The following is a 19,912-nucleotide window of genomic DNA, read 5'->3' on the forward strand; positions in this document are numbered from 1 at the left end:
GGCGGTGGGACGGCACCGTCTGAAAGTTTCCCTCAGAGCAGATGGTCGAGGATGGCCAGCAGATTGGGCGGTTCGACCGGTTCGGGGAGCGCGGCCAGCTCCTCCCGGGTGTGCCAGGCGTGCCCCCGGTAGGTGCCGTTCTCCTCGGGCGTCAGCTCGGTGGAGGCCACATCCGGCGTGTGGTCGAAGCGGGCCAGGAAGAACGGCTCGGTCTTCACGTAGTGCACGCCCAGCCAGTGGTAGTCCCGTTCCACGGGAACCCACAGGTCAAGCACGCTCTCGCCGGGTAACCCCGTCTCCTCGCCGAGCTCCCGCCTGGCCGCCTCCAGGGGCGTCTCGCCGGGTTCGATGCCGCCGCCGGGGGGCTCCCAGAAGATCACGTCACTCACGTGATCGTGCCACCGGAGCAGGAGCACCCGCTCCTGAGCGTCCACGCAGAGCACCCGGGCCGCGGGTCGGGAATCAGCCACGTTCCCTCATCCTGCCATCCGCTGCCCGGCCGTCGGCCGGGATTGCGGATATCATGCTCAGCCGATGGAACCGCGCGCCCAAGGAACCCAGATGAACCCCGAATATGTGCTGACTCTGTCCTGTCCCGACCGGCCCGGCGTGGTCGCGGCGGTCTCCGGGTTACTGGCACGGCTCGGGTGCAACATCACCGAGAGCCAGCAGTTCGGCGACCCGGAGGCGGAGCGGTTCTTCATGCGGGTGCAGTTCACCGGGGAGCAGCCGGCGGACCGGCTGCGGGAGGCGTTCGCCGCGCTCGCCCCCGACTTCGGGATGGAGCTCCAGCTATTCGAGCGGGCGGTCAAGCCCCGGGTGCTGGTGCTGGTGAGCAAGTTCGACCACTGCCTGCACGACCTGCTCTACCGGGTGCGCTCCGGGCTGCTGGACATCGAGGTGGTGGCGGTCGCCTCCAACCATCCCGACCTGCGGCCGCTCACCCAGTCGTACGGGATCGACTACCACCACCTGCCGGTCACCGCGCAGACCAAGGCGCGGCAGGAGGCGGAGATCCTCACCCTGGTGGAGCACTACCGGGCCGACCTGGTGGTGCTGGCGCGGTACATGCAGGTGCTCTCCGAGGACCTGTGCGGGAAGCTGGCCGGGCGGGTGATCAACATTCACCACTCGTTCCTGCCGTCGTTCAAGGGCGCCAAGCCGTACCACCAGGCGCACGCGCGCGGCGTGAAGCTGATCGGGGCCACCGCGCACTATGTCACCGCCGAGCTGGACGAGGGGCCGATCATCGAGCAGGAGGTGGCCCGGGTGAACCACACCCACTCGGCCGAGGACCTGGTGCGGATCGGCAAGGACCTGGAGTGCCAGGCGCTGGCCCGGGCGGTCCGCTGGCACGCCGAGCACCGCATCCTGCTGGACGGCCACAAGACGGTGATCTTCCCCCGCTAGCGGACCGGAGCGGGACCGGTCAGTGGCCGTGCCCCAAGGCGGCGGCCACCGACCAGTCCGGTGTCACTTCTTCAGGCCGGTGTGGGTGGCCAGGAAGGCCAGCTGGTCGGCCACCAGTGCCACGCTCTTGCTCACCGAACGCGCGCCGTGACCGGCCTCGGCCTCGTTCCTGAGCAGCACCGGGCGGTCGGAGGAGGTGGCGTGCTGGAGGGCGGCCGCCATCTTCCAGGCGTGCAGCGGGTGCACCCGGGTGTCGGAGGCGAACACGGTGAACAGGGTGGCCGGGTAGGCCACGCCCTCGGTGACCCGGTGGTAGGGGGAGTAGGACCAGAGCCAGCCGAACTCCTCGGGGATGTCGGCGGAGCCGTACTCGACGTTCCAGGTGGCGCCGAGGCCGAAGTGCTCGTAGCGGATCATGTCCAGCAGCGGCGCCGAGCAGACCACCGCCGCGTAGAGCTCGGGGCGCTGGGTGAGGGCGGTCCCCACCAGCAGGCCGCCGTTGGAGCCGCCCGAGATGGCCAGCTGGGCCGGGGTGGTGACCCCGGTGGCGATCAGGTGCTCGGCCGCCGCGTGCAGGTCGTCGAAGACGTTCTGCTTGTTGCCCAGCATGCCCGCCCGGTGCCACTGCTCGCCCTGCTCGCCGCCGCCGCGCAGCTGGGCGATGGCGTAAACGCCGCCCGCCTCCACCCAGGCCAGGATGGAGGCCGAGTAGCCGGGGGTCATCGAGATGCCGAAGCCGCCGTAGCCGTACAGCACGGTCGGGCGGGGGCCGGAACCGGTCGTGGGGGAGATCACCAGCATGTGCACCTCGGTGCCGTCTGCCGAGGGGTAGACCACGTGCTCGGTGCGCACCTCGGGCACGGTCACCGAGCCGGGGGAGGCCGCCCAGAGCGTGGTCTCGCCGGTCCGGGCGTCGTAGCGCTGGATGGTCGGCGGGGTGACGTTGTCGGTGTAGCCGAACCAGGCCTCGTGGCCGCCATCTGGGCGCTCGGAGATGCCGCCGATGGTGCCCAGGCCGGGGGTGGGCACCGCGCCGACCCGCTCGCCGGTGGTCAGCCGGTGCACCGAGATCTCGGAGATCGCGTGCCGCGTCCAGCCGACCAGCATGACCGGGTCGTCCAGGTCGTCGAGGATGGCGAAGTCGCTCAGCACCGCCTCGTCGTCCTCGGGGATCAGGTCCTGCCAGGTCTCGTACTGCGGCGTTTCCGGAGAGGTCACGCAGATCCGGGCGCGGGGGGCGTCGCGGTCGGTGAAGACGTAGAGCCGGCCGTCCCGGCCGAAGTGGAGGCCGGTCTGCGCGTCCACCCCCTCCTGCACGGTCACCAGCTCCGGCGCCTCGTGCGGGGAGGTCGCCAGGTCGGCGATCCACAGGTCGTTGCGGGGCGCCGTGCCACGGGAGGCCGAGATGGTCAGCCAGCGGCCGTCACGGGAGACCGACACGCCGTAGTAGTTGGTCTTCTCCAGGCCCTCGCCGAAGACCAGCACGTCCTCCTCGACGGGTGCGCCCAGATCGTGCAGGTAGACCCGGCGGTGGTACTGCTCCTCGCCCTCCGGGACCGCGTCGGGGGCCAGCCGGCGCACGTAGTAGTAGGCCTCGCCGCCGGGCAGCCACGCGATCGGGGAGTAGCGGCACCGGTCGATCGGGCCCTCCAGGATCTCTCCGGTCGCCACGTCCAGCACGTGCAGCAGCGACTCCTCGTCGCCGCCCACCGAGATCTGGTACGCCAGCCGCCGCCCCTCCTTGTCCGGCTGCCAGGTGTCCAGGGTGGTCAGTCCGGACGGATCCAGCGCCATCGAGTCGATCAGCACCCGCTCACCCTGCTCGTCGGCCACATAGAGCACCGCGTGCTCCTGCTCGGGCGTGCGGCGGGTAAAGAAATACCGGTCACCGCGCCAGGTGGGCGCCCCCACCGACCCCGACCTGAGCAGCGACGCCACCCGGGCCCGGAACCCCTCCCGCCCGGCCAGTTCGGCCCGCTCGAAGAGCTCGCCCTGGGCCTCCAGCCACTCCTTCACCTCGGGGGACTCGGTATCCTCCAGCCAACGGTACGGATCCGGCACGGCCGTGCCGTGCAGGTCGTCGACGATGTCATCCCGGCGGGCCGGTGGGTACGCAGGTCGTGTCATGTCTCAGCACTCTAGGGCAGCAGACCGACACTCCGGCAGCACGCTCACCCGCCGGGACGTGGAGTAAAAAGATGATCGCCGGGGCATAAAGCTGATCAGGCGATGTCAGTTGCCCAAGGTTATGGGGTGGCGGACAGGTCATCGCAAAGGCCACACTTTGGTTGAGGACGGTGCCGTGGTGACCATCCGCTGGACCGTCCGGCGGAGGTCTTCGTGAAGGAAACACCCGAGTCCCAACAGGTGGGGCCACAACGTAGGCGCACAGTCAACGCCTTCAGGCTGACCCACGGAAATGCCGTGGAGGCCGGCTGATGCGCCAAGTCCTGCTACTCAACGCGACCTACGAGCCGCTCACGACACTCTCCATGCACCGGGCCATCATCCTGGTGCTCAGGGAGAAGGCGGACGTCGTGCACCGCGACGGCCGGGGGGCGGTGCTCCGCTCGGCGTCCCGCACGCTGGACGTGCCGTCGGTGATCCGGCTCAGACGCTACATCCGCATTCCGTACCGGTCCCGGATCCCGCTGACGCGGGCGGCGCTCATGCGCCGGGACGACTTCCGCTGCGCGTACTGCGGGCAGCGGGCCGAGACCATTGATCATGTTATCCCCCGATCCAAAGGTGGCCCGCACACCTGGGAGAACTGCGTCGCCTCGTGTATGCCGTGCAATCACCGCAAGGCGGACAAGCTGCTGGAGGAGATCGGGTGGTCGCTCCGGGTAAGTCCGGCGGTGCCACGCGGTGCACATTGGCGGCTGATTGGTGCACAATTCGACGGTGATCCGCAGTGGGCTCCTTACCTAGCGGAGTCAGCTGCCTGAAACTCGCTGATCGGACGGGCACAATCGAATCATGACGTGGACGCTCACCTCAGACGTGTCGGCCTACGGCGAAGCAGTCGAGTCCTGGCTGCTCCGTGACCCCGTCCGCAACACGGTGCTGGTCACCGTGTTGCGGTGGATTCGGAGCGGCCAGTACTCCGATCCCCTGATGGGCTGGTTCGTCGAGCACGGTGAGGTGCGGGGGGCGATCTGCCACACCCCGCCGTACCCGCTGTTGATCTCCGCCGCCCCGGCGGCGGACGTGCAGAGCCTGGTCGGGCTGCTGGTCAACCGGGGGCGGGAGCTGACGGGGGTGAGCGGGCCGCTGGAGACCGCCGCCACGTTCGCCGCGGCCTGGTGGGAGCCGGAGAAGGATCGCAGGGCCGAGCGCCTCTACCGGCTCGCCACCCTGGTCACCCCCACCGACCCGTCCGGCCACCTCGCCCTGTACGGCCCTGGCCGGGCCAGGATCGTCACCCCTCCCGACCTGCCGGTGGCCGTGCAGTGGTTCCGCGCCTTCCAGAGCGAGGCCCACGTGGACCTGGCGGCCGATCCCGCGCCGGTCGTCTCCAGCCGCCTGAACCGCAACGAGCTGGTCTGGTGGGAGGTCGGCGGGCGCCCGGTCTCGCTGGCCGGCGTCTCCACCCCCATCGCCGGCATGTCCCGCATCGGCCCGGTCTACACCCCACCGGACTACCGCCGCCGGGGCTACGGCTCCGCCGTCACCTACGCGGCCACCCGCAAGGCTCTCGACGAGGGCGCCAGCGAGGTCCTGCTGTTCACCGACCTCGCCAACCCGACCTCGAACTCCATCTATCAGGCGATCGGCTACGTGCCAGTCGGCGACTACGCCAGCATCATGTTCAACTGACCTGAGATGCTGTGTCATTTGCCGATCCTTCGGCTCGGCGGGCTTGGCCGCCGGGGAGCCGGGGCAACTATTATGCGGGCATGCCGCGTTACGATTACCGCTGCCGGGCCTGTGGGGCCACCTTCGAGTTGAATCGGCCGATGGCGGAGGCCAATGCGCCCGCCGCCTGCCCTGGTGGGCATGACGACACGGTGAAGCTGCTCTCCACGGTCGCCGTCACCGGCGGGGCGAGCGCCAGCGCCCCCCGCGCGTCCGGTGGGGGCGGCGGGGGTTGCTGCGGCGGAGGATGCTGCGGTTAGGCCGCTTTGCGGCGTTGGAAAGGTAAGTAGCGTTCGGCCAGGTGGGGGCGGGCCGGGAGGTCCGTGGGCTCGACCGAGACGATGCGGTCGAAGCGGAACGCCCGGATGCCACGGCGGAGGCGGCACCAGCCCGCCAGGTACCAGTGGCTCCGGTGCACCAGGCAGGTCACCGGCTCCACGTCACGGATGGTCAGGTGACCGGCCGCGTCCAGGTACTGGATCCGGACCACCTGCCGGGTGGTGATGGCGCCGGCCACCGCGCGGGCGCGGCGCGCCACGTCCGGCGGCAGCGGGGTGGTCAGCGTGGACAGGGTAGTGGCGATCACGTCGTCGTCGAGCTCGAGGTGCTCGAACACGTGCCGCAGGCCCCTGCGGGCCGTCACGGACTGGGGTCCCGTGCCCAGGTGGGCGAGGGAGAGCGCGAGGGCGGCGATTTCGGCGGTCGTCAGCGATCCGGTGTGCTTGATGACGTTGGCCATGCCTCAAATTTTACCGCCGATGACTGACATTTTTCGAACGCTTGATCCCCTGGGTGGGTCCACCCAGGGGATCACACGTTGGTTCAGCGCGACAGCTGGGAGAGATCCCGGGAGGCTCCGGTAGAGGCCGACGTGGTGAGTGCGGCGTAGGCCTGGAGGGCGGCGGTGACCGGGCGGTTGCGGTCCTTCGGGCGGTAGCGGCCGAGGGAGGTCAGCAGGCGTTCGCGGCGGGCCGCCAACTCGGTCTCGCTCACGCGGAGTTCGATCGAGCGGTTCGGGATGTCGATCTCGATGAGGTCGCCGTCCTCGACCAGCGCGATCGTGCCGCCCTCGGCCGCCTCGGGGGAGGCGTGGCCGATGGACAGGCCCGAGGTCCCGCCGGAGAACCGCCCGTCGGTGACCAGCGCGCACGCCTTGCCGAGGCCTTTGCCCTTCAGGAACGAGGTCGGGTAGAGCATCTCCTGCATGCCGGGGCCGCCCTTGGGGCCCTCGTACCGGATGACCACCACGTCGCCCTCGCGGACCCGGTTGCCGAGGATGCCCTCCACCGCGTCCTCCTGGGACTCGAAGACCACCGCGGGCCCGGAGAAGCGCCAGATGGACTCGTCCACCCCGGCCGTCTTCACGATGCAGCCCTCGACCGCGATGTTCCCGTACAGCACGGCCAGGCCGCCGTCGCGGGTGTAGGCGTGCTCGAAGTCGCGCACGCAGCCGGTCTCCCGGTCCAGATCGAGCGAGTCCCACCGGGCGTCCTGCGAGTACGGCTTGACGGTCCGCACGTTCCCCGGCGCGGCGTGCCACAGCTCGGCCGACTCCGGCACGGCGTTCGGGGACTTCACGTCCCAGGCGTTCAGCAGGTCGCCGATGGTGCCGCCGTTGACGGTGAGCGCGTCCCGGTGGATCAGCCCGGCCCTGGCGAGCTCGCCCAGGATGGCGGGGATGCCGCCGGCCCGGTGCACGTCCTCGACGTGGTACTTGGCGGTGGCCGGGGCGACCTTGCACAGGCAGGGCACCCGGAGCGAGATCTCGTTGATCTCCTTGAGCCCGAAGTCCACCCCGGCTTCCCTGGCCGCGGCCAGGATGTGCAGGATCGTGTTGGTGGAGCCGCCCATCGCCACGTCCAGGGCCATCGCGTTCTCGAACGCGTCCTTGGTGGCGATGCTGAGGGGCAGCACGCTCTCGTCGTCGTGCTCGTAGTAGGCGCGGGTGATCTCCACCAGCCGCTTCCCCGCGTCCTGGAAGAGCTTCTTGCGGGCCCGGTGGGTGGCCAGGACGGTGCCGTTGCCGGGCAGCGCCAGGCCGATCGCCTCGGCCAGGCAGTTCATCGAGTTGGCGGTGAACATGCCGCTGCACGAGCCGCAGGTCGGGCAGGCGTTCTCCTCCATCTCCAGCAGCTCGGCGTCGGAGACGCTGTCGTCGGCGGCGGCGATCATCGGGTCGATCAGGTCCAGCTTGCGGCCGGGAGTCTTGCCGGCCTCCATCGGGCCGCCGGAGACGAAGATCGTGGGGATGTTCAGCCGGAACGCGGCCAGCAGCATGCCCGGGGTGATCTTGTCGCAGTTGGAGACGCAGATCAGCGCGTCCGCGCAGTGCGCGTTCACCATGTACTCGACCGCGTCCGCGATCAGCTCACGGGACGGCAGCGAGTAGAGCATGCCGCCGTGGCCCATCGCGATGCCGTCGTCCACCGCGATCGTGTTGAACTCGCGGGGGATCGCGCCCGCCTCCCGGATCGCCCCGGCCACCACGTCGCCGACCTCGCGCAGGTGCACGTGGCCGGGGACGAACTGGGTGAAGCTGTTGGCGACCGCGATGATCGGCTTGCCGAGGTCGCTCCCGGCTACGCCCGTCGCCCGGAGCAGAGCCCGGGCCCCGGCCATGTTCCTGCCGTGTGTGACCGTACGAGACCTGAGGGCGGGCATGGCCTGGGCTCCCATCGCAAGACGACGTTCGAGCTCCCCATGCTACGACCAACCGCCCGTCCGTTGAGACACGCGTCCCACAAAGCGGTACGGCTCATGCCGCGCGGGCGCGAGCCGTACCGACGAGGGAGAGGGTCAGTCCCCGTACCGGGCAGGGAGCACCCCCTGGGCCGCCTCGTAGATCGAGTCGATCTCGTCAGAGGTGAGGGACTTCTCCCGCTTGGTGATCCACTTGCGGACCAGGCTGCCGGAGAAGACGTCCACGTCCCGGATGTTGAGGATGCGCCAGGGGACGGCCGGGCCGTAGATCGCCAGGGACGGCACCACGATGATCTCGCGGCCGAGTGCCTTGCTGATCAGTTCGCTGGCCTGGCTGGCCTCCCAGCGCGCCTCGTCCAGCCGGGGCTTCTGGTTGAAGGGCCCGTGGAAGAGCTTGCGGTGGTTCTGCACGCGGACCGGCAGCCGCCGGTCCCACTTCTCGGAGTCGACCGCGTACACCCCCGTGGGCCCGACCACCAGATGGTCGATCTGGGCGTCGCTGTTGGGGATGGCGCGGGCGTGCAGCGTTCGGTACCCGCCACGTTCCAGTTTCCTGAGCTGGGCTTCGGTGCGCCGCTCGGCCACCGAGGGCCGCCGCCAGGCCGGCACCGAGGAGGTGGTCCTGGCCCGGTAGACGGTGTGCGCGATGGCCGCCAGGATGGCGGCGGTGAGACCGACGCGCCAGCTCATGAGCAGGATGCCGAAGACGACTCCGGCCACCAGCGCGATCAGGGCACGTTGCCGCAGGTGCTGGTACTTGGGCTGCCTGAGCAGACTTTGCAGGGATGCGCGCTCAACGGGCGCATACGTCGACGCGGGCTCCTCAGCTCGCGGCGTGGTTCGTTCACGATCACTCACCCAGATCGGTGACCCATCGTGACCCTCTTCGGGCGCTAGACCGGTATCCACGTCACTCACGGTAGTTGAATTGTCGAGACGTTGCCTAGTGTTGCCTGGTTCATACTTTTGTGGCCTGCTTCTGCTGATTTGCAGAGACCATTCGTGGGCACCATACCTAGATATCTCCGCGCCCGCCGCCTACCGTTCAGTAGCGTGACAAGTATTCACGACCTTACCGCGCTTGAGCTGGCGACTGCGGTACGTGACCGCGAACTGTCCCCTGTCGAGGTCACCGAACATTTTCTGGACCGTATCGACAGATACGGCGCGGCCGTGGGCGCGTACGTCACAGTGACCGCGGAAATGGCACTCGACCAGGCGCGGCGGCTGGAGCGGGAGGACCCGGCCGGGCGTGCGCTGTTCGGCGTGCCGATCCCGATCAAGGACCTCAACCTGGTGAAAGGGGTGCCGATCTCGTTCGGCTCCGCCACCTACGAGGGTTTCGTGGCGCCGGTGGACGACAGCGTGGTGGAACGTCTGCGGGAGGCCGGCACCGTCATGCTGGGCAAGACCAGCACGCCGGAGTTCGGGCTGCCCTGCTACACCGAGACCTCGTTCGGCGAGCCCGCCCGCTCGCCGTGGGACCTGACCAGATCGGCGGGCGGGTCCAGCGGCGGCGCCGCGGCGGCTGTGGCGGCCGGGCTGGCCCCCGCCGCGCAAGGGAGCGACGGCGCGGGCTCGATCCGCATTCCCGCCTCCGCCTGCGGCCTGTACGGCATCAAGCCCAGCCGGGGCCGGATCTCCTTCGCGCCGATCATCCCCGACCTGGCCGGTCTGTCCACCAACGGCCCGATCACCCGGAACGTCGCCGACGCCGCCGCGCTGCTGGACGTGATGGCCCACCACAACTCCGGTGACCTGTACTGGGCGCCGCCGCCCGCGCTCGGCTCGTTCAGCGCGTACGTGGGACGGGACCCCGGGCGGCTGCGGATCGCCAGGTACATCGACCCCGTGGTGCCCACCGCCGAGGTGCACCCGGAGGTCCGGGCCGCCTACGAGAGCGCCTCGGCCGTGCTGGAGGCGCTCGGTCATGAGGTGATCGACATCCAGAGCCCGTTCGGGCCCGACATGGTGCCGGAGTTCGAGCGGCTCTGGTTCAGCTTCGCCTGCATGCACCCAGTGGCCGAGGAGATGGCGTCCAAGCTCCGGCCGCTCACCGCCTGGCTGCGGGAACGGGGGTTCGCCACCCCGGCGCCCGACTTCCTCAAGGCGCAGTCGGCGCTCCAGCTCGCCACGCGGTTCGCGCTGCTGGTCACCGACGAGTACGACGCGGTGCTCACCCCCACGATCACCCAGCCGCCGGCGCCGGTGGGGTGGTTTGAGGACGTGGCGGATCCGCAGGACACCTTCACGCGGATGAAGGACTTCGCGCCGTTCGCGGCGTGCAGCAACGTCAGCGGGCAGCCCGCGGTCAACCTGCCGCTCTACTGGACGCCGGACGGGTTGCCGATCGGGGTCATGCTGGCGGGCCGGTTCGGCGACGAGGGCACCCTGATCTCGCTGTCGGCCCAGGTGGAAGCCTCGGTCGGCGGTTTCTGGGGCGACCGACGCCCAACTATGTGGTGATTTATGGCGAAATATAAGGAAATAGGCGCTGTGGTGGGCTGGTAGAGCCTAGGAAAGGCCGTGCTCCCGGCGTACGTTCGATACATGAGCAGTGGGTCGGAAACTCTCGCATTTCTCTTCGGGGTGGGTGGGGGGATTTTTCTGCTGATTACCCTGCTTGTGTTTGTGGTGGGGCACACCCGGCGGTTGCGCGCGCCCTCCGACGGGGTCGCGTGGATCGGCGGCCCAGCCGGCAGCGAGCACGGGGTCAGCCTGACCTCACTGGTCCTGACCAGCAGCAGGCCCGTGCGTAGCGCCCCGGTGAAGGTGGACTGGCCCGCGCTCGCCCAGACGGCCGAACCGGGCCGCTACGTGGGTGGCGCCTCGGCGGGCTGGTAGCCCGCGGGTTGTAGCTCTGCGGGTCGGTAGCTCAAGGGCTGACGATGAGGCGGGGAAGGTGAGGAGATGCGCACGCTGACCACACTCCAGGCCGATGACGTGCGGTCCGCCGTGGCCGCCGCCGACCGCCGCACCGGCCTGCACTTCGCCGTGTACGCCGGCCCGGTGCAGGGCCCCCGGCGTCACTTCGCCGAACGCATGCACGCCGCCCTCGGCGCGGACGCCGCCGTCTCGGTGCTGATCCTGCTGGACACCGGCGCCCGGGCCATGGAGATCGTCACCGGCGAGGAGGCCAGGCGGCGAATCCCAGACCGCGACTGCCGCATGATCGCGATGTCCATGGCCCACGCGTTCAGCAAGGGCGACCTGGTTGGCGGCCTGGTCGGCGGCATCGAGGCCCTGGCCGACCGCAGCATGGGCTGACCGGAGCACGGCCGGTCGAAGCACGGCCGGTCGAAGCACGGCCGGTCGAAGCACGGCCGGTCGAAGCACGGCCGACCGGAGCATGGTCGGCCGGCAGCATGGCCTGACCGGAGTTCAGGGCTTCAGCAGCGACACCACGTGCGCCGACACGTCTGCCAGCAGCTCCGCCGGGCGCAGTTCGGCCCCCGCGATCGCCGAGAACAGGCTCGGCAGCCCCGCCAGCGGAAACCCGTCCCGTCGCGTCACCTGGTGCCCCACCCCGTTCTTGTCCAGCGCCGCCCGGCTGCGCTGCCAGGCATCCAGCACCTCCTCCGGGGAGGGCACGCCGAATCCGTGGCCGACCGGGGCCGCGTGGCGGAGCCGTACCAGCGGGGTTTCGGCGAAGGTGAGCGCGGTGCGGCAGCGTTGGGCCAGGTTCTCCCGGCCCGGCACCCAGTCCATGGCCGGGCAGGGATTGCGGCACCGGCTCACGCAGGTGGCCAGGGCGCCCGCGACCTGGCTGTGCTGGCGGTCGAAGTAGGCGCGCCAGCCCGCGCTGGGCTCGATCGCCACCCGTAGGGTGCGTTCCGCCGCCGACTGCTCGGCGCGGGTGTGGTCGCAGTCCCGGTCGCCGAGCACCCCGAACCGGCTGCCGGGAGCGCGCAGCCCGTCCGGCCAGCGGGCCGGGTCCCCGGCGTGGCCGAGCGCCGTCTCGAAGGCCAGCAGCGGCAGGTACTCCGCCGCGATATGCAGCGCGGCCATCATCGCGCTCAGTTCCCGCTGCTCCCAGCGGACCTTGATCACCTCAAGGAGCAGCGCGTACGCCGGGCGGAGCGAGTCCAGCGCGCCGCGGGGCTGCTCCTTGGGGGTCTGCGGCATGTGGCAGGCCCGCGCCCGGCGGCGCAGGTCGGCCGGGATCGTCGGCACGTCCAGCTCGCTGGCGAAGTCCTCGGCGTCCAGGGTGAGCAGCCGCTGCCCGAACTCGCAGACGGCGGCGACCTGCGCGGCCCGCACCGGATTCCCCAGCACGGCGGGCGCCAGCGCCCCCACATCCCCGAAGGAGTACCGGCGGGCGAGAGCAACGAGCAGGTCCTGCGCCGACTGCACCTGATGGTTTCCTCACGTACGGCTTCCGGGCCCGGAAACGAGATCCCGGGCCCGGACTTTCTCAGGCGTCCTTGGCCCTGGCCCGCAGCGCCCGCTCGATGCCGTCGGCGCCCTCCAGCAGCAGCCGGCGCAGCGCGTGCGGCGGCTCGGAGGCGGCGATCAGCTCCCGGGTGCGCTCGACCGTGCCGGGGTCGATGAGCAGGAACGGGTAGCAGCCGACGGCGAAGTTCTGCGCGGTGTCGGAGGTCCAGGACTTCCAGATCTGGCCGACCTCCGCGAAGTACCGCTCCCCGTACGGCTCCAGCAGGTCCACGTGGTGGGAGTCCATGAAGCCGCCGATGGTGGCGCGGAGCACCGCGCCGCTCAGCGTGCCGCTGGTGATGGACGCCCACGCCTCGGCCTTGGCCTCCGGGGTGGGGATGGCCGCCTTGGCGGCGGCGGCCGAGCGCTCGCCGGTGGCGGTGGCGTCCCTGGCCAGTTCGGCCTCGATGTCGGCGGCGCCGAGCACCCCGCCGGAGACCAGCGCGTGGGTGAGCGTCCAGCGCAGGTCGGCGTCCACGGTCAGGCCCTCCGGCACGGCCTCGCCGGACAGGATGCCGGACAGGAAGGCCAGGTCCTCGGGGGAGGTGGCGACCGGCGCGAACGCGTTGAGGTAGGCCAGCTGGTGGTCGGAGCCGGGTTCGGCGGCCGCGACCAGACCGCGCAGCGTGTCGGCGAGGGTGGCCAGGCCGGTGGCCCGCCACTCGGACGCCGCGTACTGCTGGACGGCCAGGCGGGCCTGGCGGAGGACAGTCTGCAGCACGGTGATGTCGTCCACCGCGTCGATGCCCGAGGTGACCAGGCGCACGTAGTCGCGGGTGGCCATCTCGCCGTCGCGGGTCATGTCCCAGGCCGCCGACCAGCAGAGCGCGCGCGGCAGCGACTCGGTGAACTCCACGATGCCGCCGTGCACCAGGGTGGCCAGCGAGCCCTCGTCCAGCCGGATCTTGGCGTAGGTGAGGTCGTCGTCGTTGACCAGCACCAGCTCGGGCCGGGCCTCGCCGATCAGCTCGGGCACCGCCGTGCGGGCGCCCACCACGTCCAGCTCGACCCGCTTGACCCGGGCCAGCTTGCCGTTCTGGCGCGCGTACAGCCCGATGGCGACGCGGTGCGAGCGCAGCGTCGGGTAGGCGGCGGGGGCCTCCTGGAGGACCTCGAAGGAGGTGAACCGCCCCTCGGCGTCCACCTCGAAGGACGGGCGGAGGGTGTTGACCCAGGCGGTCTCCAGCCACTCCTTGGACCAGGACGACAGGTCCCGCCCGGAGGTCCGCTCCAGCGCGGCGAGCAGGTCCTTCAGCTCGGTGTTGCCCCAGGCGTGCTCGTTGAAGTAGTCGCGCACCCCGGCCAGGAAGTTGTCCAGGCCCACGTAGGCCACCAGCTGCTTGAGCACGCTGGCGCCCTTGGCGTAGGTGATGCCGTCGAAGTTGACCTCGACCGCCTGCATGTCCACGATGTCGGCGGCGATCGGGTGGGTGGAGGGCAGCTGGTCCTGCCGGTAGGCCCAGGACTTCTCCACGTTGGCGAAGGTGGTCCAGGCGCCCTGGCCCCACCGGGTGGCCTCGGCCTGGCAGAGCACCGACATGTAAGTGGCGAACGACTCGTTCAGCCACAGGTCGTCCCACCAGCGCATGGTGACCAGGTCGCCGAACCACATGTGGGCCATCTCGTGCAGGATGGTCTCGGCCCGCCGCTCGATGATGGCGTCGGTGACCCGGGACCGGAAGACGTAGTCCTCCAGGAAGGTCACGCAGCCCGCGTTCTCCATCGCGCCGGCGTTGAACTCGGGCACGAAGAGCTGGTCGTACTTACCGAACGGGTAGCGCAGGCCGAAGACGCGGTGGAAGAAGTCGAAGCCCTGCTTGGTGACCTCGAAGAGGTTCTCCGAGTCCAGGTGCTCGGCCAGCGACTGGCGCACGAACAGCCCGAGCGGGATGCCGTCGTGCTCGTCCCTGACCACCGCGTACGGCCCGGCGACCAGGGCGGTGATGTAGGTGGAGAGCACCGGGGTGGGCGGGAAGTGCCAGCGCTTGGCGGCTTGGAGCGTGCCATGACGCCCGGCGTGCTCCGCCAGTTCCGCCACCGTGTCAGGCGCCGCGTTGGAGACCACCTGCCAGTCGGCGGGGGCCAGCACGCTCAGCTCGAAGGTGGCCTTCAGGTCGGGCTGGTCGAAGCAGGCGTACATCCGGTGCGCGTCGGCGGTCTCGAACTGGCTGTGCAGGTAGACCCGCTGGTCCACCGGGTCGACGAACCGGTGCAGGCCCTCGCCGGTGCGCATGTACGTCGCGTCGGCGTCCACCCGGAGCTCGTTCTGCTCGGCCAGGTTGGGCAGCGGGAAGCGGCCGCGCTCGTCGTCGTAGGAGCCGGGGTCGAGCGCCACGCCGTTCAGCACGACCTCCCGCACGTGCGCGCCGTGCAGGTCGATGAAGGTGTGGGCACCCGGTTGCGCACAGGTGAAGCGGGCGGTCGTGATGCTCTCGAACCGCTCCTCGCCCTCGGTCAGGTCGAGCTCCACCGCATACGACTGGACGGTCAGCAGCCGGGCGCGTTCCCGGGCCTCGTCACGGGTCAGATTGCCTGCCACATCCGCTCCTCATCCAACACGACCCTCCCGCGTCATCGCGAAGGGACCCCTGAATCCTGCCACGACGCTCCGACAAAGCGGCAATCAAGATTTCCCCTACCTGGAATGGGTAGAACTCTGACTTCGCTTGTCGATGGATGGAACCATATGCCAGTTGAGAGGCTTAACAAATGTCAGAGCGCGAGTTGGTGGAATTCTTCTTCGACCCCTTCTGCCCGTGGGCCTGGATGACCTCCCGGTGGATGGTGGAGGTCGAGCGGATCAGACCGGTCGACGTGCGCTGGCGGATCATGAGCTTGGCCGTCCTGAACGAGCACCGTGACCTGCCCGCTTCCTACCGGGAGCGCCTGCTGCACGCGATGGGGCCGGTCCGGGTGCTGGCCGCGGCCGCCGCCAAGTACGGCCAGGACGTGCTCGGCGAGCTGTACGCCCAGCTGGGAATCCGGCTGCACAACGGCGGCGAGATCCGACATCTCGGCCGTCTCCGGGACACTCTGGCCAAGTCGCTGGACGCCACCGGTCTGGACCGGCGCCTGGCCGACACCCTGGACTCCGAGGAGTACGACGAGGCGGTGCGCGCCTCCCACCAGGAGGGCATCGCCTTGGTCGGCGAGGACGTCGGCACCCCGATCATCTCGGTCGCCGGGACCGCGTTCTTCGGCCCGGTGGTCTCCCCGGCGCCCACCGGTGAGGCGGCCGGGCGGCTCTGGGACGGGGTGTTGTTGGTGGCCGGCACGGAGGGTTTCTTCGAGCTGAAGCGCACCCGTACCAGGGGCCCCAGCTTCGCATGATCGTTAGGGAGGGAGATATCCACCTGAGTGGTACTTCTCTCCCTCCCGGAATTCTCTTGTTCTCATCTGGATATTGCCTGTCCTTACTGGTCTTGGAAGACTTCGCCTCTCCGCGCCATTGGCCCGTACGCTGAGTTAGAACACCGTCACCGCCGGCTGCAGAACCGCGGCGGAAGCACCTATGCACGATCGGGTGCCGGCCTCTGCGCGGGACCGCACCCGACCCACCCGAGCTGTCAGCGGATTTCCCCGAATTCGCCGATACCGGGCGCTCGCCAACCGTCAGTCCCCGCGCAAGGATGAGGTACATGCGTCACCTTTACGTGAACGGCTCCTGGACGCCCTCCACCTCGGGTGAGGTGGTCAACGTGATCAACCCCGCCACGGAGGAGATCATCGACCGGGTCCCGGCCGGCACGCGGGGCGACGTCGAGGCCGCGGTCGCCGCCGCGCACGCCGCGTTCCCGCTCTGGTCCCGGATGGCTCCCGCCGAGCGGGCCAAGATCCTCGCCGACACGGCGGACCTGATAAGGGAGCGCGCCGAGCAGATCGCCACCGTGATCGCCACCGACCTGGGGGCGCCCTACCCGGTCGCGCTGAAGACCCACACGCTGATGCCCGCCGGCGTGCTGGAGTCCTACGCCCAGATGGCCGGCAAGCCGGCCGAGGAGAGCCGGGCCGGCACCGCGCTCATCCTGCGCGAGCCGGTCGGCGTGGTGGCCGCCATCACGCCCTGGAACTACCCGCTGCACCAGGCCGTCTGCAAGGTGGCCCCGGCGCTGGCGGCCGGCTGCACGGTGGTGCTCAAACCCAGCGAGCTGGCCCCCCTGGCCGCGTACGCGCTGGCCGACGCGCTGCACGACGCCGGGCTGCCGCGCGGGGTGTTCAACCTGGTCAGCGGGCGCGGACCGGTGGTCGGCGAGGCGCTGGCCGCGCATCCCCTGGTGGACATGGTCTCCTTCACCGGCTCCACCAGGGCCGGTCGCCGGGTGGCCGCGCTGGCCGCCGAGACGGTCAAGCGGGTGGCGCTGGAACTGGGCGGCAAGTCGGCCAACCTCATCCTCCCCGACGCCGACCTGGAGAAAGCGGTCAACGTCGGGGTCGCCCACGCCTACGCCAACTCCGGCCAGACCTGCTCGGCCTGGACCCGCATGCTGGTCCAGTGGGACCAGTACGACGACGCGGTGGCCCTGGCCGTCGCGGCCGCCCGCAAGTACACCGTGGGCGACCCGTTCGCCGAGGGCACCCGGCTGGGGCCGCTGATCTCCGCCGCCCAGCGGGACCGGGTGATCCGCTACCTCAACCTCGGCCAGGAGGAGGGGGCCCGGTTGGTCACGGGGAGCACCGACTATCCGCTGGAGCGCGGGTACTACGTGGAGCCCGCCGTGTTCGCCGGAGTCGCGCCCGGCATGGCCATCGAGCAGGAGGAGATCTTCGGCCCGGTGCTGTCGATCGTGCCGTTCGGCTCGGTGGACGAGGCCGTGGAGATCGCCAACGGCACGCCGTACGGGCTGTCGGGGGCGGTCTGGGCGGAGAGCGAGGAGCGCGCGGTGAGCGTGGCGCGGCGGCTGCGCACCGGGCAGGTCTCGATCAACGGCGGGCGGTTCACCCCGGCCGCGCCGTTCGGCGGCTACAAGCAGTCGGGCATCGGCCGCGAGCTGGGGGAGCAGGGCCTGGAGGAGTTCCTGGAGATCAAGGCGCTGCTGCTGTAGCCCCCGCGCTCAGGTGTGGCTCAGTGGGCCTGCTGCATGATCTTGCGGGCCGTCTCCCTGGGCAGCCGGTCCACGTAGAGCCTGCCCTCCAGGTGGTCGAACTCGTGCTGGAAGCAGCGGGCCAGCATGCCGCGGGCGGTCACCTGCACCGGGCGGCCGAGCCGGTCGAAGCCGCGCACGGTGACCCCCGCCGCGCGCGGGGTCGGCGCGTAGAGCGGGCGGCCGGACTCCCGGGCGGGGACCGACAGGCAGCCCTCCTCCTCCACCACCTCGGCCGGGTCGTCGATCACCAGCTCGGGGTTGACGATGTGGCCCTGGCGGTTGCTGATGTCGTACACGAACAACCGCTTGCCGACGCCGATCTGGGGGCCGGCCAGGCCCACGCCGTCCGCCATGCGCATGGTCGCGAACATCTCGTCGATCAGGCGGCGCAGGTCGCGGTCGAAGGCGGTGACCGGCTCGGCCGGGGTGCGCAAGACCGGGTCGCCGAGGTAACGGATCTCGCGCATCGCGCTCTCTCCAGAAAGAGGTAAGGGGTCGCCGGGTGGGTTGGCACTTACTCTAGTGGACCTGCGAAACTGTGGCGGTGCGCGTCTACATCGGTGCCGACCATGCCGGCTACGAACTGAAGAACCACCTGGTCTCCTGGCTGAAGGACAACCAGTACGAGGTGGTCGACTGCGGTCCCGCGACCTATGACGCGGAGGACGACTACCCTCCGTTCGTGCTCCGCGCCGCCGCCGGGGTGGCGGAGGATCCCGGCAGCCTGGGCGTGGTGATCGGCGGCTCGGGCAACGGCGAGCAGATCGCCGCCAACAAGGTGCAGGGCATCCGGGCCGCGCTGGCCTGGAGCGAGGACACGGCCAAGCTCGCCCGGGAGCACAACGACGCCAACGTGATCAGCATCGGCGGGCGCATGCACTCGCTGGCGGAGTCCACCCGCTTCGTGGAGCTGTTCCTGACCACGCCGTTCTCGGGAGCCGAGCGGCACGCGCGGCGCATCGCCATGCTGGCCGACTACGAGGCCACCGGGAAGCTACCCCCGCTGCCCTAGCTCCCGCCGGACCTCCTTACGGGGCGCCTCGTCCCGCAGGGGCCGCCGGTCGGCGGCCTCCTGCTGCTCCTTGCTCGGGCGCGAGACGTCCCGGGCGCGCATGGCGGTGATCGCGGTGATCTGTAAGCTCTGCAAAGCCATGCCCGTACTGTACGTCGCCGGAAAGCCGGTACGTCGTCAGAAGACGAGGCCGCCCCAGGGTTTGGGGTCCCAGGACATGGCGGTGGAGAGCTCAAGCAGCGCGCCCGGCCGGTGCTCGGTCACGATCCCCGCGCTCTTGAAGGCCACCAGCGAGCGCCCGCCGAGATAGGCCGCGCCCAGCACCTGCACTGGCAGGGTCAGCTCGGCCGGGTCGTCGGTGCGCTCACAGCTGGCCTTGGCGGTGGTCAGGCGCCAGCGGCCCGCGTTCCACGGGCAGACCTCGTCCACGACCTCGATCACCAGGTCGGCCGGGGCCGCGTACGCGCGGGCGGTGAGGGCGGCGGGCACGTCCACCAGCCGGGCCCACATCTCGTCCAGGGTGCCCGCGTTGAGGTGGCGGGGCTCGGCCAGCAGGTGCATGATCGGGTCGTCCATGGGGCGGTTCCAGGCGTACACCTGGGAGCAGAGGTCCCGGTCCAGCACGCTCCGCCAGAGCAACGCGTACGCGGCCGGGTCCAGCGCGAACAACTCGATCAGCCGCAGTTCGCCGGCCGCCACGTCGTGGTCGGTGAAGTGGCGCTTGATCTTGAAGAGCGCGTAGCCGCGGACCCCGTTGGCCTCGTCTTCGACCAGCATGCAGCGCAGCCGGCCGTCCTCGCCGCGGGAGGCTTCGTCGTCGGCGAGCACGCCGTCCCAGCGCTGCGGGGAACGGCTGTAGAGGCCGGGGCGGGTGGTCCGTACCACCTCGAAGACGTGCTCGAAGTCGGCGCGGGCCTGCGCGGGCAGCGGTGCGCGCAGCCGCAGTGACGGGTCCACCGGCGCGTGCGGGACGAAGGCGGAGCCGAGCTTGGGGATGCGGAAGAACATGTTGTCGACCGCGCGGCCGTAGCCGAACCGTCCGTAGATGCCGGCCTCGGAGGCATAGAGCAGGGCCACGGCCTCGCCACGCGCCTTGATGTCGTGCAGCTGGCGGCGCATCAGCGCGTTGAGGATGCCGCGCCGCCGGTGCGAGGGAAGCACGCCCACCGCCGTGACGCCCGCCGTCGGGACCGCGATCCCGCCCGGCACGGTCAGATCGAAGCTGAAAATCGAGGTGCAGCCGACGACCAAGTCGCCGTCGAAGGCCGCCAGGGTGCGGTCGAACTCGGTCACCGCCTTGAAGCGCGCGACTTGCGCCGCGTGGAATGAGGACCCGAAAGCCTCGTCCAGGACGGCGACGAACCCAGGCCACTCGGCCTCTGAGATGGGACGAAGGGGGAGATTCATCAGGCCA

General features: G+C 70.3%; 20 protein-coding genes. 10 read left to right on the forward strand and 10 right to left on the reverse strand.

Features of this window, described 5'->3' with window-relative positions; genetic code table 11:
• Nucleotides 1-32 precede the first annotated feature (32 nt).
• Nucleotides 33-470, reverse strand: a complete 438-nt coding sequence (locus KIP79_RS37135; RefSeq protein WP_214109677.1) for an NUDIX hydrolase — start codon at nucleotides 468-470, stop codon at nucleotides 33-35.
• A 91-nt stretch (nucleotides 471-561) separates the two neighbouring features.
• On the opposite strand from KIP79_RS37135, the gene purU reads away from it, so the two are divergent.
• Nucleotides 562-1,410 (forward strand): formyltetrahydrofolate deformylase, encoded by an 849-nt coding sequence (gene purU / locus KIP79_RS37140; protein ID WP_214109678.1) that lies wholly within the window; start codon nucleotides 562-564, stop codon nucleotides 1,408-1,410.
• A gap of 63 nt (nucleotides 1,411-1,473) precedes the next feature.
• Here the strand turns inward: purU and KIP79_RS37145 are convergent, their stop codons facing one another.
• Nucleotides 1,474-3,537 carry a prolyl oligopeptidase family serine peptidase gene (locus KIP79_RS37145; protein ID WP_214109679.1) on the reverse strand — a complete coding sequence of 688 codons (2,064 nt, stop codon included), beginning with the start codon at nucleotides 3,535-3,537 and terminating at the stop codon, nucleotides 1,474-1,476.
• A gap of 311 nt (nucleotides 3,538-3,848) precedes the next feature.
• Between KIP79_RS37145 and KIP79_RS37150 the strand changes: the two genes are divergently transcribed.
• The 3 genes from KIP79_RS37150 to KIP79_RS37160 all read left to right on the forward strand — a co-directional run bounded on the left by KIP79_RS37150 (nucleotide 3,849) and on the right by KIP79_RS37160 (nucleotide 5,528).
• Nucleotides 3,849-4,358 (forward strand): HNH endonuclease, encoded by a 510-nt coding sequence (locus tag KIP79_RS37150; protein ID WP_214109680.1) that lies wholly within the window; start codon nucleotides 3,849-3,851, stop codon nucleotides 4,356-4,358.
• 31 nt (nucleotides 4,359-4,389) lie between these two features.
• Complete coding sequence (locus KIP79_RS37155; protein ID WP_214109681.1) at nucleotides 4,390-5,229, forward strand: GNAT family N-acetyltransferase; 840 nt, start codon at nucleotides 4,390-4,392, stop codon at nucleotides 5,227-5,229.
• A gap of 80 nt (nucleotides 5,230-5,309) precedes the next feature.
• Nucleotides 5,310-5,528: an FmdB family zinc ribbon protein gene (locus KIP79_RS37160; RefSeq protein ID WP_214109682.1), complete on the forward strand. Its 219-nt coding sequence runs from the start codon at nucleotides 5,310-5,312 to the stop codon at nucleotides 5,526-5,528.
• On the opposite strand, the gene KIP79_RS37165 is transcribed toward KIP79_RS37160, so the two are convergent.
• The 3 genes from KIP79_RS37165 to KIP79_RS37175 all read right to left on the reverse strand — a co-directional run bounded on the left by KIP79_RS37165 (nucleotide 5,525) and on the right by KIP79_RS37175 (nucleotide 8,826).
• Nucleotides 5,525-6,007: a helix-turn-helix transcriptional regulator gene (locus KIP79_RS37165; RefSeq protein WP_214109683.1), complete on the reverse strand. Its 483-nt coding sequence runs from the start codon at nucleotides 6,005-6,007 to the stop codon at nucleotides 5,525-5,527. The genes KIP79_RS37160 and KIP79_RS37165 overlap by 4 nt on opposite strands.
• A gap of 83 nt (nucleotides 6,008-6,090) precedes the next feature.
• Nucleotides 6,091-7,929: a dihydroxy-acid dehydratase gene (gene ilvD / locus KIP79_RS37170; RefSeq protein WP_214109684.1), complete on the reverse strand. Its 1,839-nt coding sequence runs from the start codon at nucleotides 7,927-7,929 to the stop codon at nucleotides 6,091-6,093.
• Nucleotides 7,930-8,064: 135 nt separating this feature from the next.
• Nucleotides 8,065-8,826 (reverse strand): nuclease-related domain-containing protein, encoded by a 762-nt coding sequence (locus KIP79_RS37175; protein WP_308170080.1) that lies wholly within the window; start codon nucleotides 8,824-8,826, stop codon nucleotides 8,065-8,067.
• A gap of 195 nt (nucleotides 8,827-9,021) precedes the next feature.
• Here KIP79_RS37175 and KIP79_RS37180 point away from each other — a divergent pair, with 195 nt between their 5' ends.
• From KIP79_RS37180 to KIP79_RS37190, 3 genes are all read left to right on the forward strand, one after another.
• Complete coding sequence (locus KIP79_RS37180; protein WP_214109686.1) at nucleotides 9,022-10,434, forward strand: amidase; 1,413 nt, start codon at nucleotides 9,022-9,024, stop codon at nucleotides 10,432-10,434.
• A 165-nt stretch (nucleotides 10,435-10,599) separates the two neighbouring features.
• Entirely contained in the window at nucleotides 10,600-10,812 is a 213-nt protein-coding gene (locus KIP79_RS37185; RefSeq protein WP_214109687.1) for a hypothetical protein, read from the forward strand.
• 66 nt (nucleotides 10,813-10,878) lie between these two features.
• The gene (locus tag KIP79_RS37190) at nucleotides 10,879-11,235 is read left to right on the forward strand and encodes a DUF5130 family protein (protein WP_214109688.1); all 357 of its coding nucleotides are present in this window, start codon (nucleotides 10,879-10,881) and stop codon (nucleotides 11,233-11,235) included.
• Between the two features lie 114 nt (nucleotides 11,236-11,349).
• Here KIP79_RS37190 and KIP79_RS37195 read toward each other — a convergent pair whose 3' ends face one another.
• Nucleotides 11,350-12,321, reverse strand: coding sequence for a hypothetical protein (locus tag KIP79_RS37195; RefSeq protein ID WP_214109689.1), 972 nt, complete (start codon nucleotides 12,319-12,321; stop codon nucleotides 11,350-11,352).
• Between the two features lie 61 nt (nucleotides 12,322-12,382).
• Nucleotides 12,383-14,941 carry an aminopeptidase N gene (gene pepN / locus KIP79_RS37200; RefSeq protein WP_214109690.1) on the reverse strand — a complete coding sequence of 853 codons (2,559 nt, stop codon included), beginning with the start codon at nucleotides 14,939-14,941 and terminating at the stop codon, nucleotides 12,383-12,385.
• A 170-nt stretch (nucleotides 14,942-15,111) separates the two neighbouring features.
• Between pepN and KIP79_RS37205 the strand changes: the two genes are divergently transcribed.
• Nucleotides 15,112-15,732 (forward strand): mycothiol-dependent nitroreductase Rv2466c family protein, encoded by a 621-nt coding sequence (locus tag KIP79_RS37205; protein ID WP_214109691.1) that lies wholly within the window; start codon nucleotides 15,112-15,114, stop codon nucleotides 15,730-15,732.
• A gap of 308 nt (nucleotides 15,733-16,040) precedes the next feature.
• The gene (locus tag KIP79_RS37210) at nucleotides 16,041-17,444 is read left to right on the forward strand and encodes an aldehyde dehydrogenase family protein (protein ID WP_214109692.1); all 1,404 of its coding nucleotides are present in this window, start codon (nucleotides 16,041-16,043) and stop codon (nucleotides 17,442-17,444) included.
• Between the two features lie 20 nt (nucleotides 17,445-17,464).
• On the opposite strand, the gene def is transcribed toward KIP79_RS37210, so the two are convergent.
• Nucleotides 17,465-17,953 (reverse strand): peptide deformylase, encoded by a 489-nt coding sequence (gene def, locus KIP79_RS37215; protein WP_214109693.1) that lies wholly within the window; start codon nucleotides 17,951-17,953, stop codon nucleotides 17,465-17,467.
• Nucleotides 17,954-18,030: 77 nt separating this feature from the next.
• Here def and KIP79_RS37220 point away from each other — a divergent pair, with 77 nt between their 5' ends.
• Nucleotides 18,031-18,498, forward strand: a complete 468-nt coding sequence (locus KIP79_RS37220) for a ribose-5-phosphate isomerase (RefSeq protein WP_214109694.1) — start codon at nucleotides 18,031-18,033, stop codon at nucleotides 18,496-18,498.
• Here the strand turns inward: KIP79_RS37220 and KIP79_RS37225 are convergent.
• Together KIP79_RS37225 and KIP79_RS37230 are read right to left on the reverse strand one after the other, a co-directional pair.
• The gene (locus tag KIP79_RS37225; protein WP_214109695.1) at nucleotides 18,481-18,639 is read right to left on the reverse strand and encodes a hypothetical protein; all 159 of its coding nucleotides are present in this window, start codon (nucleotides 18,637-18,639) and stop codon (nucleotides 18,481-18,483) included. The genes KIP79_RS37220 and KIP79_RS37225 overlap by 18 nt on opposite strands.
• Before the next feature lie 36 nt (nucleotides 18,640-18,675).
• Entirely contained in the window at nucleotides 18,676-19,905 is a 1,230-nt protein-coding gene (locus KIP79_RS37230) for a GNAT family N-acetyltransferase (protein WP_214109696.1), read from the reverse strand.
• Between the last annotated feature and the right edge of the window lie 7 nt (nucleotides 19,906-19,912).

This window comes from Acrocarpospora catenulata (genome assembly GCF_018476525.1).
Taxonomy (GTDB): Bacteria; Actinomycetota; Actinomycetes; order Streptosporangiales; family Streptosporangiaceae; genus Acrocarpospora; species Acrocarpospora catenulata.

Coding starts and splice junctions, on each gene's coding strand:
- KIP79_RS37145 (WP_214109679.1), bottom strand. CDS start 3,537: ATGACACGACCTGCGTACCCACCGGCCCGCCGGGATGACATCGTCGAC.
- ilvD (WP_214109684.1), bottom strand. CDS start 7,929: ATGCCCGCCCTCAGGTCTCGTACGGTCACACACGGCAGGAACATGGCC.
- KIP79_RS37205 (WP_214109691.1), top strand. CDS start 15,112: ATGTCAGAGCGCGAGTTGGTGGAATTCTTCTTCGACCCCTTCTGCCCG.
- KIP79_RS37165 (WP_214109683.1), bottom strand. CDS start 6,007: ATGGCCAACGTCATCAAGCACACCGGATCGCTGACGACCGCCGAAATC.
- def (WP_214109693.1), bottom strand. CDS start 17,953: ATGCGCGAGATCCGTTACCTCGGCGACCCGGTCTTGCGCACCCCGGCC.
- KIP79_RS37155 (WP_214109681.1), top strand. CDS start 4,390: ATGACGTGGACGCTCACCTCAGACGTGTCGGCCTACGGCGAAGCAGTC.
- KIP79_RS37230 (WP_214109696.1), bottom strand. CDS start 19,905: ATGAATCTCCCCCTTCGTCCCATCTCAGAGGCCGAGTGGCCTGGGTTC.
- KIP79_RS37190 (WP_214109688.1), top strand. CDS start 10,879: ATGCGCACGCTGACCACACTCCAGGCCGATGACGTGCGGTCCGCCGTG.
- KIP79_RS37210 (WP_214109692.1), top strand. CDS start 16,041: ATGCGTCACCTTTACGTGAACGGCTCCTGGACGCCCTCCACCTCGGGT.
- KIP79_RS37150 (WP_214109680.1), top strand. CDS start 3,849: ATGCGCCAAGTCCTGCTACTCAACGCGACCTACGAGCCGCTCACGACA.
- KIP79_RS37225 (WP_214109695.1), bottom strand. CDS start 18,639: ATGGCTTTGCAGAGCTTACAGATCACCGCGATCACCGCCATGCGCGCC.
- purU (WP_214109678.1), top strand. CDS start 562: ATGAACCCCGAATATGTGCTGACTCTGTCCTGTCCCGACCGGCCCGGC.
- KIP79_RS37160 (WP_214109682.1), top strand. CDS start 5,310: ATGCCGCGTTACGATTACCGCTGCCGGGCCTGTGGGGCCACCTTCGAG.